18 protein-coding genes are annotated in these 14,784 nt (G+C 63.9%); 12 read left to right on the top strand and 6 right to left on the bottom strand.

Annotation, left to right across the window (positions count from 1 at the left end):
- The 3 genes from G8O24_RS41230 to G8O24_RS41240 all read right to left on the bottom strand — a co-directional run.
- Nucleotides 1-472: ATP phosphoribosyltransferase regulatory subunit (locus G8O24_RS41230; protein ID WP_188108218.1), on the bottom strand; the 472-nt coding region annotated here is incomplete at its 3' end.
- A gap of 48 nt (nt 473-520) precedes the next feature.
- The gene (locus G8O24_RS41235) at nt 521-931 is read right to left on the bottom strand and encodes a YegJ family protein (protein WP_244646350.1); all 411 of its coding nucleotides are present in this window, start codon (nt 929-931) and stop codon (nt 521-523) included.
- A gap of 289 nt (nt 932-1,220) precedes the next feature.
- Nucleotides 1,221-2,303, bottom strand: coding sequence for a branched-chain amino acid aminotransferase (locus tag G8O24_RS41240; protein ID WP_188108220.1), 1,083 nt, complete (start codon nt 2,301-2,303; stop codon nt 1,221-1,223).
- A 338-nt stretch (nt 2,304-2,641) separates the two neighbouring features.
- Between G8O24_RS41240 and G8O24_RS41245 the strand changes: the two genes are divergently transcribed.
- From G8O24_RS41245 to G8O24_RS41255, 3 genes are read left to right on the top strand one after another with little or no spacing between them, the layout of a single operon-like run.
- A complete protein-coding gene (locus tag G8O24_RS41245) occupies nt 2,642-3,181 on the top strand; it encodes a MarR family winged helix-turn-helix transcriptional regulator (protein ID WP_188108221.1) in 540 nt (179 codons plus the stop codon).
- Complete coding sequence (locus G8O24_RS41250) at nt 3,178-3,909, top strand: response regulator (protein ID WP_188108222.1); 732 nt, start codon at nt 3,178-3,180, stop codon at nt 3,907-3,909. The genes G8O24_RS41245 and G8O24_RS41250 overlap by 4 nt, the downstream gene beginning before the upstream one ends.
- Before the next feature lie 19 nt (nt 3,910-3,928).
- Entirely contained in the window at nt 3,929-5,314 is a 1,386-nt protein-coding gene (locus G8O24_RS41255) for an ATP-binding protein (protein ID WP_188108223.1), read from the top strand.
- 47 nt (nt 5,315-5,361) lie between these two features.
- Here the strand turns inward: G8O24_RS41255 and G8O24_RS41260 are convergent, their stop codons facing one another.
- Together G8O24_RS41260 and G8O24_RS41265 are read right to left on the bottom strand one after the other, a co-directional pair.
- The gene (locus G8O24_RS41260) at nt 5,362-5,892 is read right to left on the bottom strand and encodes a DUF3617 domain-containing protein (protein WP_188108224.1); all 531 of its coding nucleotides are present in this window, start codon (nt 5,890-5,892) and stop codon (nt 5,362-5,364) included.
- Nucleotides 5,893-5,960: 68 nt separating this feature from the next.
- Nucleotides 5,961-6,269, bottom strand: coding sequence for a hypothetical protein (locus G8O24_RS41265; RefSeq protein WP_188108225.1), 309 nt, complete (start codon nt 6,267-6,269; stop codon nt 5,961-5,963).
- 182 nt (nt 6,270-6,451) lie between these two features.
- On the opposite strand from G8O24_RS41265, the gene G8O24_RS41270 reads away from it, so the two are divergent.
- The 4 genes from G8O24_RS41270 to G8O24_RS41285 all read left to right on the top strand — a co-directional run bounded on the left by G8O24_RS41270 (nt 6,452) and on the right by G8O24_RS41285 (nt 9,234).
- Nucleotides 6,452-6,916: a hypothetical protein gene (locus G8O24_RS41270; RefSeq protein ID WP_188108226.1), complete on the top strand. Its 465-nt coding sequence runs from the start codon at nt 6,452-6,454 to the stop codon at nt 6,914-6,916.
- A 139-nt stretch (nt 6,917-7,055) separates the two neighbouring features.
- Nucleotides 7,056-7,772 (top strand): ribonuclease T2 family protein, encoded by a 717-nt coding sequence (locus G8O24_RS41275; protein ID WP_188108227.1) that lies wholly within the window; start codon nt 7,056-7,058, stop codon nt 7,770-7,772.
- Nucleotides 7,773-7,899: 127 nt separating this feature from the next.
- Nucleotides 7,900-8,760 carry a 23S rRNA (adenine(2030)-N(6))-methyltransferase RlmJ gene (locus tag G8O24_RS41280; protein WP_188108228.1) on the top strand — a complete coding sequence of 287 codons (861 nt, stop codon included), beginning with the start codon at nt 7,900-7,902 and terminating at the stop codon, nt 8,758-8,760.
- 258 nt (nt 8,761-9,018) lie between these two features.
- A complete protein-coding gene (locus G8O24_RS41285) occupies nt 9,019-9,234 on the top strand; it encodes a cold-shock protein (RefSeq protein ID WP_008544396.1) in 216 nt (71 codons plus the stop codon).
- An 87-nt stretch (nt 9,235-9,321) separates the two neighbouring features.
- Here G8O24_RS41285 and G8O24_RS41290 read toward each other — a convergent pair whose 3' ends face one another.
- Nucleotides 9,322-9,945: an outer membrane protein gene (locus tag G8O24_RS41290; protein WP_188108229.1), complete on the bottom strand. Its 624-nt coding sequence runs from the start codon at nt 9,943-9,945 to the stop codon at nt 9,322-9,324.
- Nucleotides 9,946-10,197: 252 nt separating this feature from the next.
- Here G8O24_RS41290 and uvrC point away from each other — a divergent pair, with 252 nt between their 5' ends.
- The 5 genes from uvrC to prmB all read left to right on the top strand — a co-directional run bounded on the left by uvrC (nt 10,198) and on the right by prmB (nt 14,680).
- A complete protein-coding gene (gene uvrC / locus G8O24_RS41295) occupies nt 10,198-12,261 on the top strand; it encodes an excinuclease ABC subunit UvrC (protein WP_188108230.1) in 2,064 nt (687 codons plus the stop codon).
- A gap of 94 nt (nt 12,262-12,355) precedes the next feature.
- On the top strand, nt 12,356-12,973 hold the full coding sequence (gene pgsA, locus G8O24_RS41300) for a CDP-diacylglycerol--glycerol-3-phosphate 3-phosphatidyltransferase (RefSeq protein WP_057741644.1): 618 nt from the start codon (nt 12,356-12,358) through the stop codon (nt 12,971-12,973).
- A complete protein-coding gene (gene moaD / locus G8O24_RS41305; protein ID WP_188108231.1) occupies nt 12,970-13,221 on the top strand; it encodes a molybdopterin converting factor subunit 1 in 252 nt (83 codons plus the stop codon). The genes pgsA and moaD overlap by 4 nt, the downstream gene beginning before the upstream one ends.
- Before the next feature lie 3 nt (nt 13,222-13,224).
- Complete coding sequence (locus tag G8O24_RS41310) at nt 13,225-13,707, top strand: molybdenum cofactor biosynthesis protein MoaE (RefSeq protein WP_188108232.1); 483 nt, start codon at nt 13,225-13,227, stop codon at nt 13,705-13,707.
- Nucleotides 13,708-13,720: 13 nt separating this feature from the next.
- Nucleotides 13,721-14,680 (top strand): 50S ribosomal protein L3 N(5)-glutamine methyltransferase, encoded by a 960-nt coding sequence (prmB, locus tag G8O24_RS41315; protein ID WP_188108233.1) that lies wholly within the window; start codon nt 13,721-13,723, stop codon nt 14,678-14,680.
- Nucleotides 14,681-14,784 lie beyond the last annotated feature (104 nt).

A 14,784-nucleotide genomic window follows, 5' to 3' on the forward strand; every position in this document is an offset into this window, starting at 1 on the left:
CGGCCATCATGCAGATCTCGGCATCCGCCGCCGGCGTTGCCGAACCGACCGTGTCGGCATCGAACTGCATGAACTGACGGAAGCGGCCGGGGCCCGGCTTCTCGTTGCGGAAGACATAGCCGACGCGGTAGCTGCGATAGGGCAGGACCAGACCGTCGGTGCCATAGCGCTCGCCGACATAGCGCGCCAGCGGCGCGGTCAGGTCGTAGCGCAGCGAGATCCACTGCTCGTCATCGTCCTGGAACGAGAACACCCCCTCGTTCGGACGGTCCTGATCGGGCAGGAACTTGCCGAGCGCGTCGGTGTATTCCATTGCCGGCGTCTCCACCGGCTCGAAGCCGTAGAGCTCGTAGACGGCGCGGATCTTCTCGACCATCTCGCGCGTCGCCCGGATCGCCGCGGGATCGCGATCCTCGAGCCCGCGCGGCAGACGCGCCTTCAGTTTCTGGGGTTTTTTGGGTTTTTCGGCCATGCGGGCGTTTACCAGCCGACGCGCGACGCGGCAACTGCCGGCTTGGCCTTACGGCTGCTCCATCCGTGCCCTGAGCGCGTCGGCCTCGGCCTTCGACATGGATTTGAGCAGCGGCTTGATGGTTTCACCCCCGACGATCTTGCCATTGCGCATAAACATCCAGTCGGAGATGTCCGCGTCATTGAACTGCGTGAGGTCTCCGAACTGCTTTCCCGGCAGGTTCCGAGGCGTGTCGGCGAAGCGCGCCGCGTAGTCCCCACCCGGAAGCCTCTTCACGTCGCTCACCCAGATGAACTCGTCATTCCCGCCGGTCTGAAATCGTACCTTGAGAGAGTGCTCCGTCTCCGAGCCTTTTGGCGCGTCATAGGAAGCCCAGAACACCGGCAGCGTGGCGCGTGCGCGAGCGATAGCCGCATTCATTTCCGCGTCAGTGTCGGACACGCTGATGACGCGGTCCATCACCTCAAGTTCGGGCCCGCGCCCCCATGTCAGGATACCGAAGAGAACGACGGCAGTTAGGACCGCAGACGCGACCCATTTTACCAGCTGAGGGACAGAGGTGAGCATAACCGCAATAGCTGAGAACTTTGATCTCTCAAGGGTTGTCGCACAGTTGCGCTCTTGCCTTCAACAACTAAAGGTTATCGCCAAAAGTTGGAACACAGCGCGCCGCCCTTGCGGCCGGCACGCTGCCGATCCGAATTCGTACGAGAGCGCGGGTCCCGGCTCTGGGTCCGGGACACGGGCCTCAAAACACCTTGCGGATCCAGTTGTGCGGATCGTTGGTGCGGCCATACTGGATGTCGACGAGCTGCTTGCGCAGGCCCATGGCGACGGGACCGGCGGCGCCGCCCGAGATCTCGAAATCGCCGCTGACCGAGCGCACCTTGCCGATCGGCGAGATCACGGCCGCCGTGCCGCAGGCAAATGCTTCCTTCAAGCGTCCGGAGGCCGCGTCCTTGCGCCACTGATCGAGCGAATACGGCTCCTCGCGCACGGTCTTGCCGGCATCGCGGGCGAGCGCGATGATGGAGTCGCGGGTGATGCCGGGGAGGATGGTGCCGAGCGGTGGCGTCGAGAGCGAGCCGTCGTCGAACACGAAGAACACGTTCATGCCGCCGAGCTCCTCGATGTAGCGGCGCTCGACCGCATCGAGAAAGACGACCTGATCGCAGCCATGCTGGATCGCTTCGGCCTGGGCGCGCAGGCTCGCCGCATAATTGCCGCCGCATTTGACGGCGCCGGTGCCGCCAACCGCCGCGCGCGTGTAGTTCTCGGAGACCCAGATCGAGACCGGGGCCGGGCCGCCCTTGAAATAGGAACCGACCGGCGAAGCGATCACCGCAAAGATGTATTCGGAGGATGGCTTGACGCCGAGGAAGGTCTCGCTGGCGATCATGAAGGGCCGCAAATACAGGCTGCCCTCGCCGCCCGGCATCCAGGCGCGATCGATGCGCACGACCTGCTCGACCGCCTCGATGAAGACGTCCTCGGGCAGCTGCGCCATCGCCATGCGGTCGGCGGAATCCTTGAAGCGGCGCGCATTGGCGTCGGGGCGGAACAGGTTCACGCCGCCATCGTCGCGCTTGTAGGCCTTGAGACCCTCGAAAATTTCCTGGGCGTAGTGCAGGACCGCACCCGCCGGATCGAGCTGGAAGTTGGCGCGCGCCTCGATCTTCGCCTCATACCAGCCGCCCTTGGCCTGGCTATAGCGGACCACAGCCATGTGATCGGTGAAGACGCGGCCGAAGCCGGGGTCCACCAACTTGGCGACACGGTCCTTTTCGGGTGTCGGATTGGATGCGGGCTGGATCTCGAATTTCATGCTCATGTCGTTGCCTCCCGCTGCCGGTAGCGGCGCTGTTCTGGCGCCCGCCGGCCCGTTTCGGGCCCGGCTGGCTTGATGTGGTTTCTGGCCGAACCACCGCCAGCCTTGTTACGGCCGGTTTCCGTGGCCAGCATGTCGTCCGAGGACATGCTTTTGCGGAAGGCGGAAGTCCAGTATGTTTTGCCGAAATGCCGCTCGACAATCGTACGGTAGATCTGATCCGGCCGTCGCCGCCTGTCCGGCTCATTCCGGCCGCTCTTAGCAATGTCGCCCGACGCGAAACGATCTAAAATTTCGTGCGGGCTGATCGTTTTGTAACATTGAACCCAAGATACGTCAATATGCCTGACATAAATTTCGCGACTCCCTCTCAAGACGCCGCCGAGCTACGACCGGCGGCAGGCGATGGAGGCAATTTGCGCTGGGATATCATCGAGCTGCTGTTCTTCGCCTATCGCGATTTCGTCGGCGATCCCGACCAGGAGCTGGAGGCTTTCGGCTTCGGCCGGGCTCACCACCGGGTCATGCATTTCGTCTACCGCTATCCCGGGCTGAAGGTCGCCGACCTGCTCGACGTCCTGCGCATCACCAAACAGTCGCTCGGCCGGGTGCTCAAGCAGCTCCTGGACGAGGGCTATATCGTGCAGAAGACCGGCGACAATGACCGCCGCCAGCGGCTGCTCTATGCGACGCCGAAGGGCGAGGCACTGGTGCAGAAGCTCGCCGGGCTGCAGACCACGCGGATCACCAAGGCGCTCGCCGAGATGGATCCGCAGGATGCCGAGACGGTCAAGCGCTTCCTGCGCGCGATGATCGACCGCGACGATCCGGACAAGGTGCTGGAGACGATCTTCGCCACCAATCAAGATTCGAAGGAGTGACCGTGCCGCTCGCTGCCACGCTCGCCCGCCCGCCGGTGCAACCGGCCGACGATGCCCCGCATCTCCTCTTGGTCGACGACGACCGCCGCATCCGCGATCTGCTCTCGCGTTTCCTCGCCGCCGAAGGCTATCGCGTCACCACCGCAGCCAGCGCCGGCGATGCGCGTTCGAAGCTGCTTGGCCTGCATTTCGACCTTCTCATCCTCGATGTGATGATGCCCGGCGAGACCGGCTTCGACCTCGCCCGCTTCATCCGGACCTCCTCCTCGGTGCCGATCGTGATGCTGACGGCGCGGCATGAAGCGGAAAGCCGCATCGAGGGCCTGCAGATCGGCGCCGACGATTACGTCGCAAAGCCGTTCGAGCCGCGCGAACTGGCGCTGCGCATCAACAACATCCTCAAGCGCGCCGCGCCGCCGCCGCAAGCCGTGATGGTCGAGAAGATCGCGTTCGGCCCCTATGTCTACCATCTCGAGCGTGGCGAGCTGCGGCAGGGCGAGGAGGTCATCCACCTCACCGACCGCGAGCGCGAGATGCTGCGGATTCTCTCGGAGACGCCGGGCGAGACCGTGCCGCGCAGCGCGCTCACCGGCAATGGCAGCGTCAACGAGCGCGCCGTCGACGTGCAAATCAACCGCCTGCGGCGGAAGATCGAGACCGATCCCGCCAATCCGCTATTCCTGCAGGCGGTGCGCGGCATCGGCTACCGGCTCGTGGCCTCGCCGTAAAAGCAGTGAAGCACGCCAGATGAGCACGATCGATACCGGCCTGACGCTGCTCAAGAGCGCCGCCGGCCGCGTCTCCGCCGCCAATGGCTGGATGGGCAATGCGTTCAAGGGCTGGATGCCGACCGGCCTCTATGCCCGCGCGCTGCTGATCATGATCGTGCCGATGGTGATCCTGCAGACCGTGGTCGCCTTCGTGTTCATGGAGCGACACTGGAATACGGTGACGCGGCGCTTGTCGCAGGCCGTGGTGCAGGACGTCGCCAGCCTGATCGACGTCTACAAGGGCTATCCGCAGGACAAGGACCGCGCGCAACTGCGCCGCATCGCCGAGCGCATGCAGTTGGTGGTCGATTTTCTTCCCGTCGGCGACATGCCGCCGCCGGGACCCAAACCGTTCTTCTCGCTGCTCGACCAGACGTTGTCGGTGCAGCTCGGCCGGCAGATCGGCCGCTCGTTCTGGATCGACACGGTCGGCCGTTCCAACCTCGTCGAGATCCGCATCCAGCTCGACGACGCCGTCATGCGCGTGTTCGCGCAGCGCAGCGCCGCCTACGCCTCGAACTCGGAGATCTTCCTGTTCTGGATGGTCGGCACGTCCTCGATCCTGCTGATCGTGTCGGTGCTGTTCCTGCGCAATCAGATCAAGCCGATCCTGCGGCTCGCGGACGCCGCGGAAAGTTTCGGCAAGGGACGCGAAGCACCGAACTTTCGACCCAGAGGCGCACGCGAGGTGCGGCGCGCCGCCGTTGCCTTCCTCGAGATGAAATCCCGCATCGAGCGCACGATGGAGCAGCGCACCGCGATGCTCGCCGGCGTCAGCCACGATTTGCGCACCATCCTCACCCGCTTCAAGCTCGAGCTGGCGCTGCTCGGCGACAGCCCGGAGATGGAGGGCATGCGCAAGGACGTCGACGAGATGTCGATGATGCTGGAGGATTACCTCGCCTTCGCCCGCGGCGATTCCGGCGAGCAGTCGCAGCCGACCGACATGGCGCAGGCGCTCGAGGAGCTGCGCAGCGACGCCGAGCGCCACGGCCACGCCGCGACCGTGACGTTCAGCGGCCTGCCTGTGGTGACGGTGAAGCCGGCCTCGTTCAAGCGCTGTCTCGCCAACCTCGTCACCAATGCCGCGCGCTACGGCAAGAGCATCGCCATCAACGGCCAGCGCGATCACCGTTATTTGACCGTGACGATCGACGACGACGGCCCCGGCATTCCCGTGCATCTGCGCGAAGAAGTGTTCAAGCCGTTCCTGCGGCTGGACAACGCCCGCAACCAGGACGAAGGCGGCACGGGCCTTGGCCTCGCCATCGCCCGCGACATCGCCCGCTCCCATGGCGGCGACATCACGCTCAGCGACAGCCCGATGGGGGGCTTAAGAGCGAGCGTGCGAATACCGGTATAGCGGCGTCGCCGATTGGTTACGCTCCACCCGGGCTACAATTTTCGCTCTTACTTCGGCAGCAACGCTTTCAGCTTGTCGACGTCGCGCACGTTCATCTTGAAGCCGCCGGGCATCACGATGTCGCCCGGCTTCTGCTCCGGCTTGCAGGCGCCGAGCCATTTCGCCTCCAGCGTCATCGTGGTGTCGCGGCCTGCGGCGCCGGCGGCGCCGCCTTGCGCATGCGTGGACGTCTTCACCGTATAGGCCGAGTTGAAATCGCCCGTGATCTCGGCGTGCGAGGTCGTGCTGATGCCGGCGACGCTGCACTCGGAATCGCTGACATAGCCGGTGGCCGTCTTCTTGACGTCCTGCTTGGAGCAGACCTGCTTGGCCATCGGGGAGATGTTGTTGTTCATCTCCTTGTCGACGCTCTCATCGGTGCAGTGCTGCATGGTCATTTCAGGCATTGCCGAACCTGATCTGACCATCTTCATTTCCCAGAGGCCGGCCTTGCGCACCGGCAGATCGTCGGCGAAGGCACCTCCCGCCGACAACGCAAGGCAAACGGCCGATCCGAGCAAAGCGAGCTTGCGCGTCATGCGAGAGACTCCCGGCTGCGATGGCCTAGCTTTTCTTTGGCGTGACCTTGTCAGCGCTCCGAAACGCCTCAGTAGAGGGTGCGGATCGGCCGATCGGCGGCGCCATAGGGCACCCAGCGGCAGGCGAACGAGATATAGCCGCCCTCATAGGCCTGCACCGCGAGGAATTTCACCACCTTGCCGTAGCGCGCACAATGATCGACCGCGGCCTGCCGCGCATCGACCTGCGTCGCCATCGAATAGGCGATGATGCCGCCGGTGTCGTTGCCCTTGAAGGGCGGTACCGGCAGGAGATCGGCAAGGGCCGACTGGCTCGCCATCATACCCGAGACAAAAACCAGGCTGGCGAGAACGCCCGCGGCCGCAATGATTCGCATTCCCGTCACTCCGATTGGTTGGCACCAGTTTACGGTGCCGGCGCGGCGGTGAAAAGAACGGAAGGGCTGCCGGCTGCGATGTTGTGATCAACTCCTGGCCGAGTGTTGCCGCGCTGCACTTGACCTCCCTCAACCTTCGCGGCACCGTCCGACCCTCACAGATCATGCTGTCTGGATTGCCCATGCGCGCCTCAACCTCCCTGAAATCGCTTCGCTTTGCCGCCGTCCTCGGCCTCTTGTTCGGGGCGCTGTCGCTCGGCGAGGCCAAGGCGGCCAATCCGCTGGAGCTGAATTTCTGGCTGAGCGGACCGCGCTATGACGGCCGCGTTGCCGATTGCGAGAAGGCGCTGCCGACCATCGCGACCCAGTTCTGGGAGAAGGAAAGCTCGTTCTGGAATTCGCCCTTGAAGATCGAGGGCTTCGCAGCCGTACACGAGACCGCGTTCCGGCCCTGGGCGTCCGACAACATTCCGCGTCGCTACTGCACCGGCGATGCCATGCTCAATGACGGCAAGGTGCGCAAGGTCCACTTCTCGATTATCGAGGATGGCGGCTTCGCAGGTTACGGGCAGGGCGTCGAATGGTGCGTGGTCGGGCTCGACCGCAACTGGGCCTATAACCCGGCCTGCCGCGCCGCCAAGCCCTGATCGCAAGCCGAACGGCACGGATTCGGACGGATTAAGCCGGACCCATTAAACCGTCGCTTGGACGTCGCTCGAAATTTGTTCTTGAAATGTTCTAATTGCCTGCTAGGCTGATTTCACAGTCTAGTTGAGGGGCGTGACCATGTTTCACTTTAGATTGCATTCGTTCTCCCGTCTCGTGATCTCATTGACCCTCCCGCTGGTTCTTGCCGCCGGGCTGCTTTCGCTGGCCGCCGGTGGCGCGAGAGCCCAGGACAAGCGGCAGAACGCGCCCGGCGAATTCGATTTCTACGTGCTGTCGCTTTCATGGTCGCCGTCGTTCTGCGAGGAAGCAGCCGAGCGTGGCCGCAGCGGCGGACGCGCGAACATCCAGTGCGAGGGACGGCCCTATTCCTTCGTGGTGCACGGGCTGTGGCCGCAATATGAGAACGGTTTTCCGGAATATTGCCAGCGGCTGTCGCCCCGGTTGAACCGCAGCATCGTCTCCTCGATGCTCGACCTGATGCCGGCGCCGGGGCTGATCTTCAACGAATGGGACAAGCACGGGACCTGCTCCGGGCTCACCGATCGCAATTATTTCGAGACGATCCGCAAGGCACGCGCTGCAATCAAGATCCCGGCCGAATATCTCGACCTGTCGCAGGCCAAGACCGTGGCGCCGGGTGAGGTCGAGGAAGCCTTCATCAAGGCCAATCCCGGCCTGAGCAATGCAGCCGTCTCGGTCACCTGCAACCGGACCCGGCTGTCCGAAGTCCGCATCTGCCTCAGCAAGGACCTGCAATTCCGCGCCTGCGACGAGCTCGAACGCCGCGCCTGCCGCCGCGACCAGGTGACCATGCCGCCGATCAGGGGCGGCTAGCTCCTGCTTTGTCATTGCGAGCGCAGCGAGGCAATCCAGATTGCCTCTGCAGCAAGATTCTGGGTTGCCTCGCTGCGCTCGCAATGACAAGGGCATGGGATCGCGCAAGACAACGTGGTCTCCAATCATGAACTATCGCCACGCCTTTCACGCCGGCAATTTCGCCGATGTCATCAAGCACATCGTGCTGGCACGCATCCTGACCTATTTGCAGGACAAGCCGGCCGCCTTCCGCGTCATCGACACCCATGCCGGCGCCGGCCTCTATGATCTCGACAGCGATGAGGCACGCCGCGGCGGCGAGTGGCTCACGGGAATCGCGCGGCTGATGCAGGCACGGCTCTCGAACGAGACAGTCGCGCTGACCAAGCCGTATATGGACATTGTTCGCGCCTTCAACCCGAAGGGTGAGCTCAAGGCCTATCCGGGCTCGCCGCTGATCGCGCGCGGCCTGATGCGGCCGCAGGACCGGCTGGTGGCCTGCGAGCTCGAGCCGAAGGCGCGCAAGTCGCTGATCGACGCGCTGCGGCGCGACGAACAGGCCCGCGTGGTCGATCTCGATGGTTGGATGGCGCTGCCGGCTTTCGTGCCACCGAAAGAGCGGCGCGGACTCGTGCTGATCGACCCACCCTTCGAGGCGAAAGACGAGTTCGAAAGACTGGGCAATGCGTTCTCGACGGCCTTCGCGAAATGGCCGACCGGTATCTATGTAATCTGGTACCCGGCCAAGAGCCGGCGCGCCACCGACACGCTGGCCCAATTGGTGGCCCGGCTCGCAGCCACAGCGAAGCCTCAGGGCAAATGCCTGCGGCTCGAATTCAGCGTCGCGCCGCAAGCCGAGGGCGGGGCGCTGACCTCAAGCGGGCTCCTGATCGTCAATCCGCCCTACACGCTGCAAGGCGAGCTCAAGACCATCCTGCCGGAGCTGGAAATGCCGCTCGGCCAGGGTGGTGCTGCCAGATTCCGATTAGAGGTGCCCAAGCCTTAACACCGTAACGCTCCGGCATTCTTGGGAAAAATATGCAGCAGCGGTAGTCAATCTGCAGAGAACCGTATTATGCTGTTTTCGTGACTGGCTTTACGTTCCGCTTCCGCGAATGGTTGCGGCGGAGTGAAGGCCTAAGAAAGATCCGGTCGGACTGCATGGTCCGCCCAAGGATGGCCAGCTCCCGGGCTCCGTGATGCCCGGTCATGTCGCGACGCGCGTCTGCGTGGCGACGGAGGAGCAATGAGGGGGAGTTTCCCGATGGCCATGACGGGAACGGTCAAGTTCTTCAACGGCGAACGCGGCTACGGCTTCATCAAGCCGGATGACGGCGGTCGCGATGTCTTCGTTCACATCACCGCTGTTGAGCGGGCGGGACTGAAGGACCTTGCCGAAGGACAGCGTATCACATTCGAAGTCGAACCGGACAAGAAGGGGAAGGGACCGAAAGCGGTCAATTTAGTGATCCTTTCGTAGCGGACCTGCCCCAAAACACCTGGCGCAAAAAAAGTCCCGGCCGCAAGCGGCCGGGAGGTTGTGGTCCGGTATTTTCTTATTTGGCGATCAGAAGTGATAGTTCACGCCTGCACGGACAATGCTGGCGCTATAGCCGTTTGACACGCCTGTAATTGCGAATTGGCTCGTCGACAGATCGATGTAGAGATATTCGAGCTTCGCGCTCCAGTTCGGCGCGAGGCCGACCTCCGCACCGACGCCGGCCGTCCAGCCGGCGGTCGTGTGCGATTCCGTCCAGCCGAAAGTCTGCGCGCGCAGCTCGCCGAAGGCGAGGCCTGCGGTGCCGTAGAACAGCACGTTGCTGAAGGCATAGCCGGCCCGGCCGCGCAGCGTCCCGAACCAGGGATTGGAGAACTTCCACGGCGCGAACGTATCGTCGGCACCGGCGGCCTGGATGTCGCCTTCGACGCCGAACACCCACGGACCGTTCTGGAAATTGTAGCCGGCCTGCACGCCACCGACGAAGCCGGAGGGCTTCACGGACGTGCTGCTCACCGAGCCCCACTCATAGCCGAGATTGCCGCCCAGATACGGGCCGGCCCAGCTATAGGCATTGAGCGGCTGATTGACGGTGTAAGGCGCACGCTGACCGTAATTGAGATCGGCGGCCTCTGCCGAAGCTGTCCAGCCGGCTGCAACCAACGCGGCTGCGCCCACCATGAACCTCTTCATCGATATTCTCCAACGCAACTGTCGTAACCGGGTGCGATGGCCGCGCCGCCGCGCAAAGCCACGCCGCATGGTTACGGAACCACCACTTTTTCGCGTCAAATTTATCGAGAGTTTTAAGTTAAAGGCCTGTTAAGACCCGTTACCGCGCTGTTAACAGACTTAAGGAAGCGTTACCGGGAACTCGCGCGCCAAGCTGTGCGTGCGACGTGGCCGGAACTTCAAATCGACCTCCCCAGCGCCTAAATTCGCTCCATGGTTCACGATTCCAACGACAATCCGGACGACGCAGGCGCGCGCAAATCGCCGCCAGCCGCAACCGCCGAGGCCCCGCCCGCAGGCCTGACACCGCCGGATCTCGATCCCGCGGCCGCCGGTGGCGATGACGAGGACGAAGCGCGGCTGCCGGACATCCTGGAAGAAAGCGGCGCGATCGGCGAAGAGCCGCTGGCATCAGGTCATGAGGCGATCGAGCGCGCGGTCCGCCTCGCCCCGACCTCGCCCGGCGTCTATCGCATGCTCAGCGCGAACGCCGACGTGCTCTATGTCGGCAAGGCCAAGAACGTCAAAAAGCGCCTGTCGAGCTACGCGCGTCAGAGTGCGCCGCTGCCGGCGCGCATCCTGCGCATGATCGCAGCCACGGTGACCGTGGAGATCGTCTCGACCACCACCGAGACCGAGGCGCTGCTGCTGGAAGCCAATCTGATCAAGCAGCTGCGGCCACGCTTCAACGTGCAGCTGCGCGACGACAAGTCGTTTCCCTATATCCTGATCACGGGCGACCATTGGGCGCCGCAGATCCTCAAGCATCGCGGCGCCCAGACGCGGCCCGGGCGCTATTTCGGCCCGTTCGCCTCCGCCGGCGCCGTCAACCGCACCATCACCGCCCTGCAGCGCGCGTTCCTGATCCGCTCCTGCACGGACTCCTTCTTCGAAAGCCGGACCCGGCCCTGCCTGCTCTACCAGATCCGCCGCTGCGCCGGCCCCTGCACCCGCGAAATCGACTTCGGCGGCTATACGACGTTGGTGCGCGAAGCGAGCGACTTCCTGTCCGGCAAGAGCCATGCGGTGAAGCAGGAGCTGGCCGGCGAGATGGAGAAGGCCGCGGGCGAGCTCGAATTCGAGCGCGCCGCGCTCTACCGGGACCGCCTCGCCGCGCTGTCGGCAATCCAGTCGCAGCAAGGCATCAATCCGCGCACGGTGGAGGAAGCCGACGTGTTCGCGATCCACCAGGAGGGCGGTTTCTTCTGCGTCGAGGTGTTCTTCTTCCGCACCGGACAGAACTGGGGTAACCGCGCCTATTTCCCGCGCGCGGAGAAGACGTTTACACCCGAGGAAGTGCTGGGCTCCTTCCTCGCCCAGTTCTACGACGACAAGCCGCCGCCAAAGGTCATCCTGCTCTCGCATGAGATCGAGGAGAGCGACCTGCTGGCCAACGCGCTCTCGATCAAGGCCGGCCACAAGGTCGAGGTCACCACACCCAAGCGCGGCGAGAAGAAGGAACTTGTCACCCACGCGCTGACCAATGCGCGTGAGGCGCTCGGGCGCAAGCTTGCGGACACCGCAACCCAAAGCCGCCTGCTCGACGCCATGGCCACGACCTTGAGCCTGCCGCATGCGCCCAAGCGCATCGAGGTCTACGACAACAGCCACATCCAGGGCACCAACGCGGTCGGTGCCATGATCGTCGCCGGCCCCGATGGCTTCGTCAAAAATCAGTACCGCAAGTTCAACATCAAGTCGGAAGGGATCACGCCGGGCGACGACTTCGCCATGATGCGCGAGGTGCTGGAGCGCCGCTTCAAGCGCCTGATCAACCCGCCCGAGGAGGGCGCAGCCAAAGCCAAGGACGACGATTTCCCGCAATGGCCCGATCTCGTTATCATCGACGGCGGCCGTGGCCAACTCAATGCCGTCAGGGAGATCTTTGCCAATCTCGGCCTGACCCAGGTATCGCTGATGTCGGTCGCCAAGGGGCCGGACCGGGATGCCGGCCGCGAGACCCTGTTCATGCCGGAGCGCGAGGCCATCAAGCTGGAGCCGCGCGATCCCGTGCTCTATTTCATCCAGCGCCTGCGGGACGAGGCCCACCGCTTCGTCATCGGCTCGCACCGCAAGCTGCGCAAGAAGGACATCCGAGAGGCCGGTTTGCAGGAGATTCCGGGTATCGGCCCGTCACGCAAACGTGCCTTGCTGCATCATTTCGGAACCCTGAAGGAGATCGAACGGGCCTCGATCGCCGATCTCGGCAAGGTTCCTGGCGTGAGCGCCGAAAGCGCCCGCAGGATATTCGATTATTTCCATCCCCAGCCGGGATGAACTAAAGGGGCTGTCGTCATATGGTCGTCGCATCGGGCACCCCATTTGGGGGCGGACGGTTGACCTTCAGGCTTGAGCGGTATTGGTAGGACGGATGAACATCGCCACGACACGAGGGACGACCAGCCGCGCGATGTCCCTCCCGAACATCCTGACCTATGGCCGGATCGCCGCGATCCCGGTCGTGGTCGGATGCATCTATGCGCAGTCGATCATGGACTACCCGCTGTGGCTGCGCTGGGTCGCAGTCGCGATCTTCATCGGCGCCGCCGTGACGGACTATCTCGACGGCTATTATGCCCGGATCTGGAATCAGCAATCGGCGTTCGGCCGGATGCTCGATCCGATCGCCGACAAGCTGCTGGTCGCCTCGTGCCTTCTGATGCTGGCCGCTGACGGTATCATTCATGGCTGGTCGCTGTGGGCCGCCATCGTGATCCTGTGCCGCGAGATCCTGGTGTCGGGCCTGCGCGAATACCTTGCAGCGCTGCGGGTCAGCGTGCCCGTGACCAAGCTCGCCAAGTGGAAGACCACCGTCCAACTCGTCGCCATCGGCTTCCTGCTTGCGGGTCCCGCCGGTGACGAGGTCGTTCCCGTCGTCTCGCTGATCGGGCTCGGGCTGCTGTGGGCCTCGGCGATCCTGACCATGTACACCGGCTACGACTATTTCCGCGCCGGCATCCACCACCTCATCAAGGAGGATGAGGGATGAAGGTGAAGTATTTTGCCTGGGTGCGCGAGCGAATCGGCAAGGCCGAAGAAATGATCGAGCCGCCCGCGACCGTGCGGACCGTCGAGGACCTGATTGCCTGGCTGTCCAGCCGGAACGAGGCCTATGCTTATGCCTTCGAGAAGCCGAAGGTGATCCGCACCGCGATCGACCATGCCCATGTCAAGGCGGACGCTGTGATATCGGGCGCCCGCGAGATCGCGTTCTTCCCGCCGATGACCGGCGGCTAGGCCATGAAGTCCCCCGTCACCACCTGCCCCGTCGCCATTCGCATTCAGGAAGATGATTTCGACATTGCGCGCGAGATCGCGGTCCTCACAGAGAGGCGCACCGACATCGGCGCCGTCGTCAGCTTCTCCGGCATCTGCCGCGCCGACGAGGACAGCTCGAATATCGCCTCGCTCACGCTCGAGCATTATCCTGGTATGGCGGAAGAAGAGATCAAGCGCCATGTCGACGAAGCCACGTCGCGCTGGCCGCTGAACGGCGTCACGGTGATCCATCGCGTCGGACGGTTCATACCCGGCCAGAACATCGTGCTGGTGCTCACCGCCTCGCAACACCGAAGGGCGGCGTTCGAGGCCGCCGAGTTCCTGATGGACTATCTCAAGACCAGCGCGCCGTTCTGGAAGAAGGAAGAGAGCGCCACCGGCTCCGGCTGGGTCGAGGCCCAAGCCCGTGACGACGAGGCCGCCGCACGCTGGACCAAATCCTGATGGCAAGATTCTGATGGCGCGAGTGACGAAGAAGCCCGCGCGTGGCCGCGCCGCGTCAAAGCTTGCGAAGGTCGGGCGCGGCGAACTGCTGACGCTGCTCGATTTCGTCCGCTATGCGGTCAGTCGTTTCAATGAGGCGAAACTCGCCTTCGCCCATGGCACGACCGATCCGGTTGCCGAGGCCGCCTTCCTTGTCTGCGAAGCCCTGCATCTGCATCCCGACCAGTTCGAGAGCTTTGCTCATGCGCGCGTCACCGCGGCGGAGGGCAAGGCCCTGCTCGATCTCATCGATCGGCGCGTGACGACGCGCAAACCCGCCGCCTATCTCGTCAACAAGATCTACATGCGCGGCCTGCCCTTCTATGTCGACGAGCGTGTCATCGTTCCGCGCTCCTTCATCGGTGAGCTGCTCGATTCGCATTTCGGCGGCGACGGCGAAGTGGGCTCGCTGATCGACGATCCCACCGCCGTCGAGCGCGTGCTCGATCTCTGCACGGGATCGGGATGCCTTGCGATCCTCGCCGCGTATCGTTTCACGAACGCCGTGGTCGATGCCGTCGACATCTCCAAGGGCGCGCTCGAGGTCGCGGCGCGTAATGTCGGCGACCATGGCCTGGACGATCGGATCACGCTCCATCGCGGCGATCTGTTCGCCCCGCTCGGCGACACCAAATACGATCTGATCATCACCAACCCACCTTACGTCGATGCCGAAGGTATGGCGGCGCTGCCGCCGGAATGCCGGGCCGAACCGAAGCTTGCCTTCGACGGGGGCGCTGACGGTCTCGACGTCATCAGGCGCATCCTGCGTGATGCGCCGGATCATTTGACGCCCGACGGCGGCTTGATCTGCGAGATCGGCCGCGGCCGCGAGCTGGTCGACGAGGCCTTTCCGGAACTGCCCCTGCTCTGGCTCGACACGGAAGACTCCGAAGGCGAGGTGTTCTGGATCGCGGCCGCCGATCTCGGCTGATCGAGCGGGCGCTCGGAACAAGTCAAATTCCGCCACGTTCATCCCCCGATGAATGTCTCGCTTTCGGAGGATGTGCACATGCTCGCGCCATCGGGCGAATTGCT

The sequence above is a fragment of the Bradyrhizobium campsiandrae genome (genome assembly GCF_014529705.1).
GTDB classification, from domain to species: domain Bacteria; phylum Pseudomonadota; class Alphaproteobacteria; order Rhizobiales; family Xanthobacteraceae; genus Bradyrhizobium; species Bradyrhizobium campsiandrae.

Bases quoted from the DNA above. Each gene is read 5' to 3' on its own strand.
- G8O24_RS41290 (WP_188108229.1), bottom strand. From the start codon at position 9,945: ATGAAGAGGTTCATGGTGGGCGCAGCCGCGTTGGTTGCAGCCGGCTGG.
- G8O24_RS41275 (WP_188108227.1), top strand. From the start codon at position 7,056: ATGTTTCACTTTAGATTGCATTCGTTCTCCCGTCTCGTGATCTCATTG.
- G8O24_RS41260 (WP_188108224.1), bottom strand. From the start codon at position 5,892: ATGACGCGCAAGCTCGCTTTGCTCGGATCGGCCGTTTGCCTTGCGTTG.
- G8O24_RS41270 (WP_188108226.1), top strand. From the start codon at position 6,452: ATGCGCGCCTCAACCTCCCTGAAATCGCTTCGCTTTGCCGCCGTCCTC.
- G8O24_RS41310 (WP_188108232.1), top strand. From the start codon at position 13,225: ATGAAGTCCCCCGTCACCACCTGCCCCGTCGCCATTCGCATTCAGGAA.
- G8O24_RS41255 (WP_188108223.1), top strand. From the start codon at position 3,929: ATGAGCACGATCGATACCGGCCTGACGCTGCTCAAGAGCGCCGCCGGC.
- G8O24_RS41280 (WP_188108228.1), top strand. From the start codon at position 7,900: ATGAACTATCGCCACGCCTTTCACGCCGGCAATTTCGCCGATGTCATC.
- pgsA (WP_057741644.1), top strand. From the start codon at position 12,356: ATGAACATCGCCACGACACGAGGGACGACCAGCCGCGCGATGTCCCTC.
- G8O24_RS41265 (WP_188108225.1), bottom strand. From the start codon at position 6,269: ATGCGAATCATTGCGGCCGCGGGCGTTCTCGCCAGCCTGGTTTTTGTC.
- G8O24_RS41240 (WP_188108220.1), bottom strand. From the start codon at position 2,303: ATGAGCATGAAATTCGAGATCCAGCCCGCATCCAATCCGACACCCGAA.
- G8O24_RS41235 (WP_244646350.1), bottom strand. From the start codon at position 931: ATGGACCGCGTCATCAGCGTGTCCGACACTGACGCGGAAATGAATGCG.
- G8O24_RS41285 (WP_008544396.1), top strand. From the start codon at position 9,019: ATGGCCATGACGGGAACGGTCAAGTTCTTCAACGGCGAACGCGGCTAC.
- moaD (WP_188108231.1), top strand. From the start codon at position 12,970: ATGAAGGTGAAGTATTTTGCCTGGGTGCGCGAGCGAATCGGCAAGGCC.
- G8O24_RS41245 (WP_188108221.1), top strand. From the start codon at position 2,642: ATGCCTGACATAAATTTCGCGACTCCCTCTCAAGACGCCGCCGAGCTA.
- prmB (WP_188108233.1), top strand. From the start codon at position 13,721: ATGGCGCGAGTGACGAAGAAGCCCGCGCGTGGCCGCGCCGCGTCAAAG.
- uvrC (WP_188108230.1), top strand. From the start codon at position 10,198: ATGGTTCACGATTCCAACGACAATCCGGACGACGCAGGCGCGCGCAAA.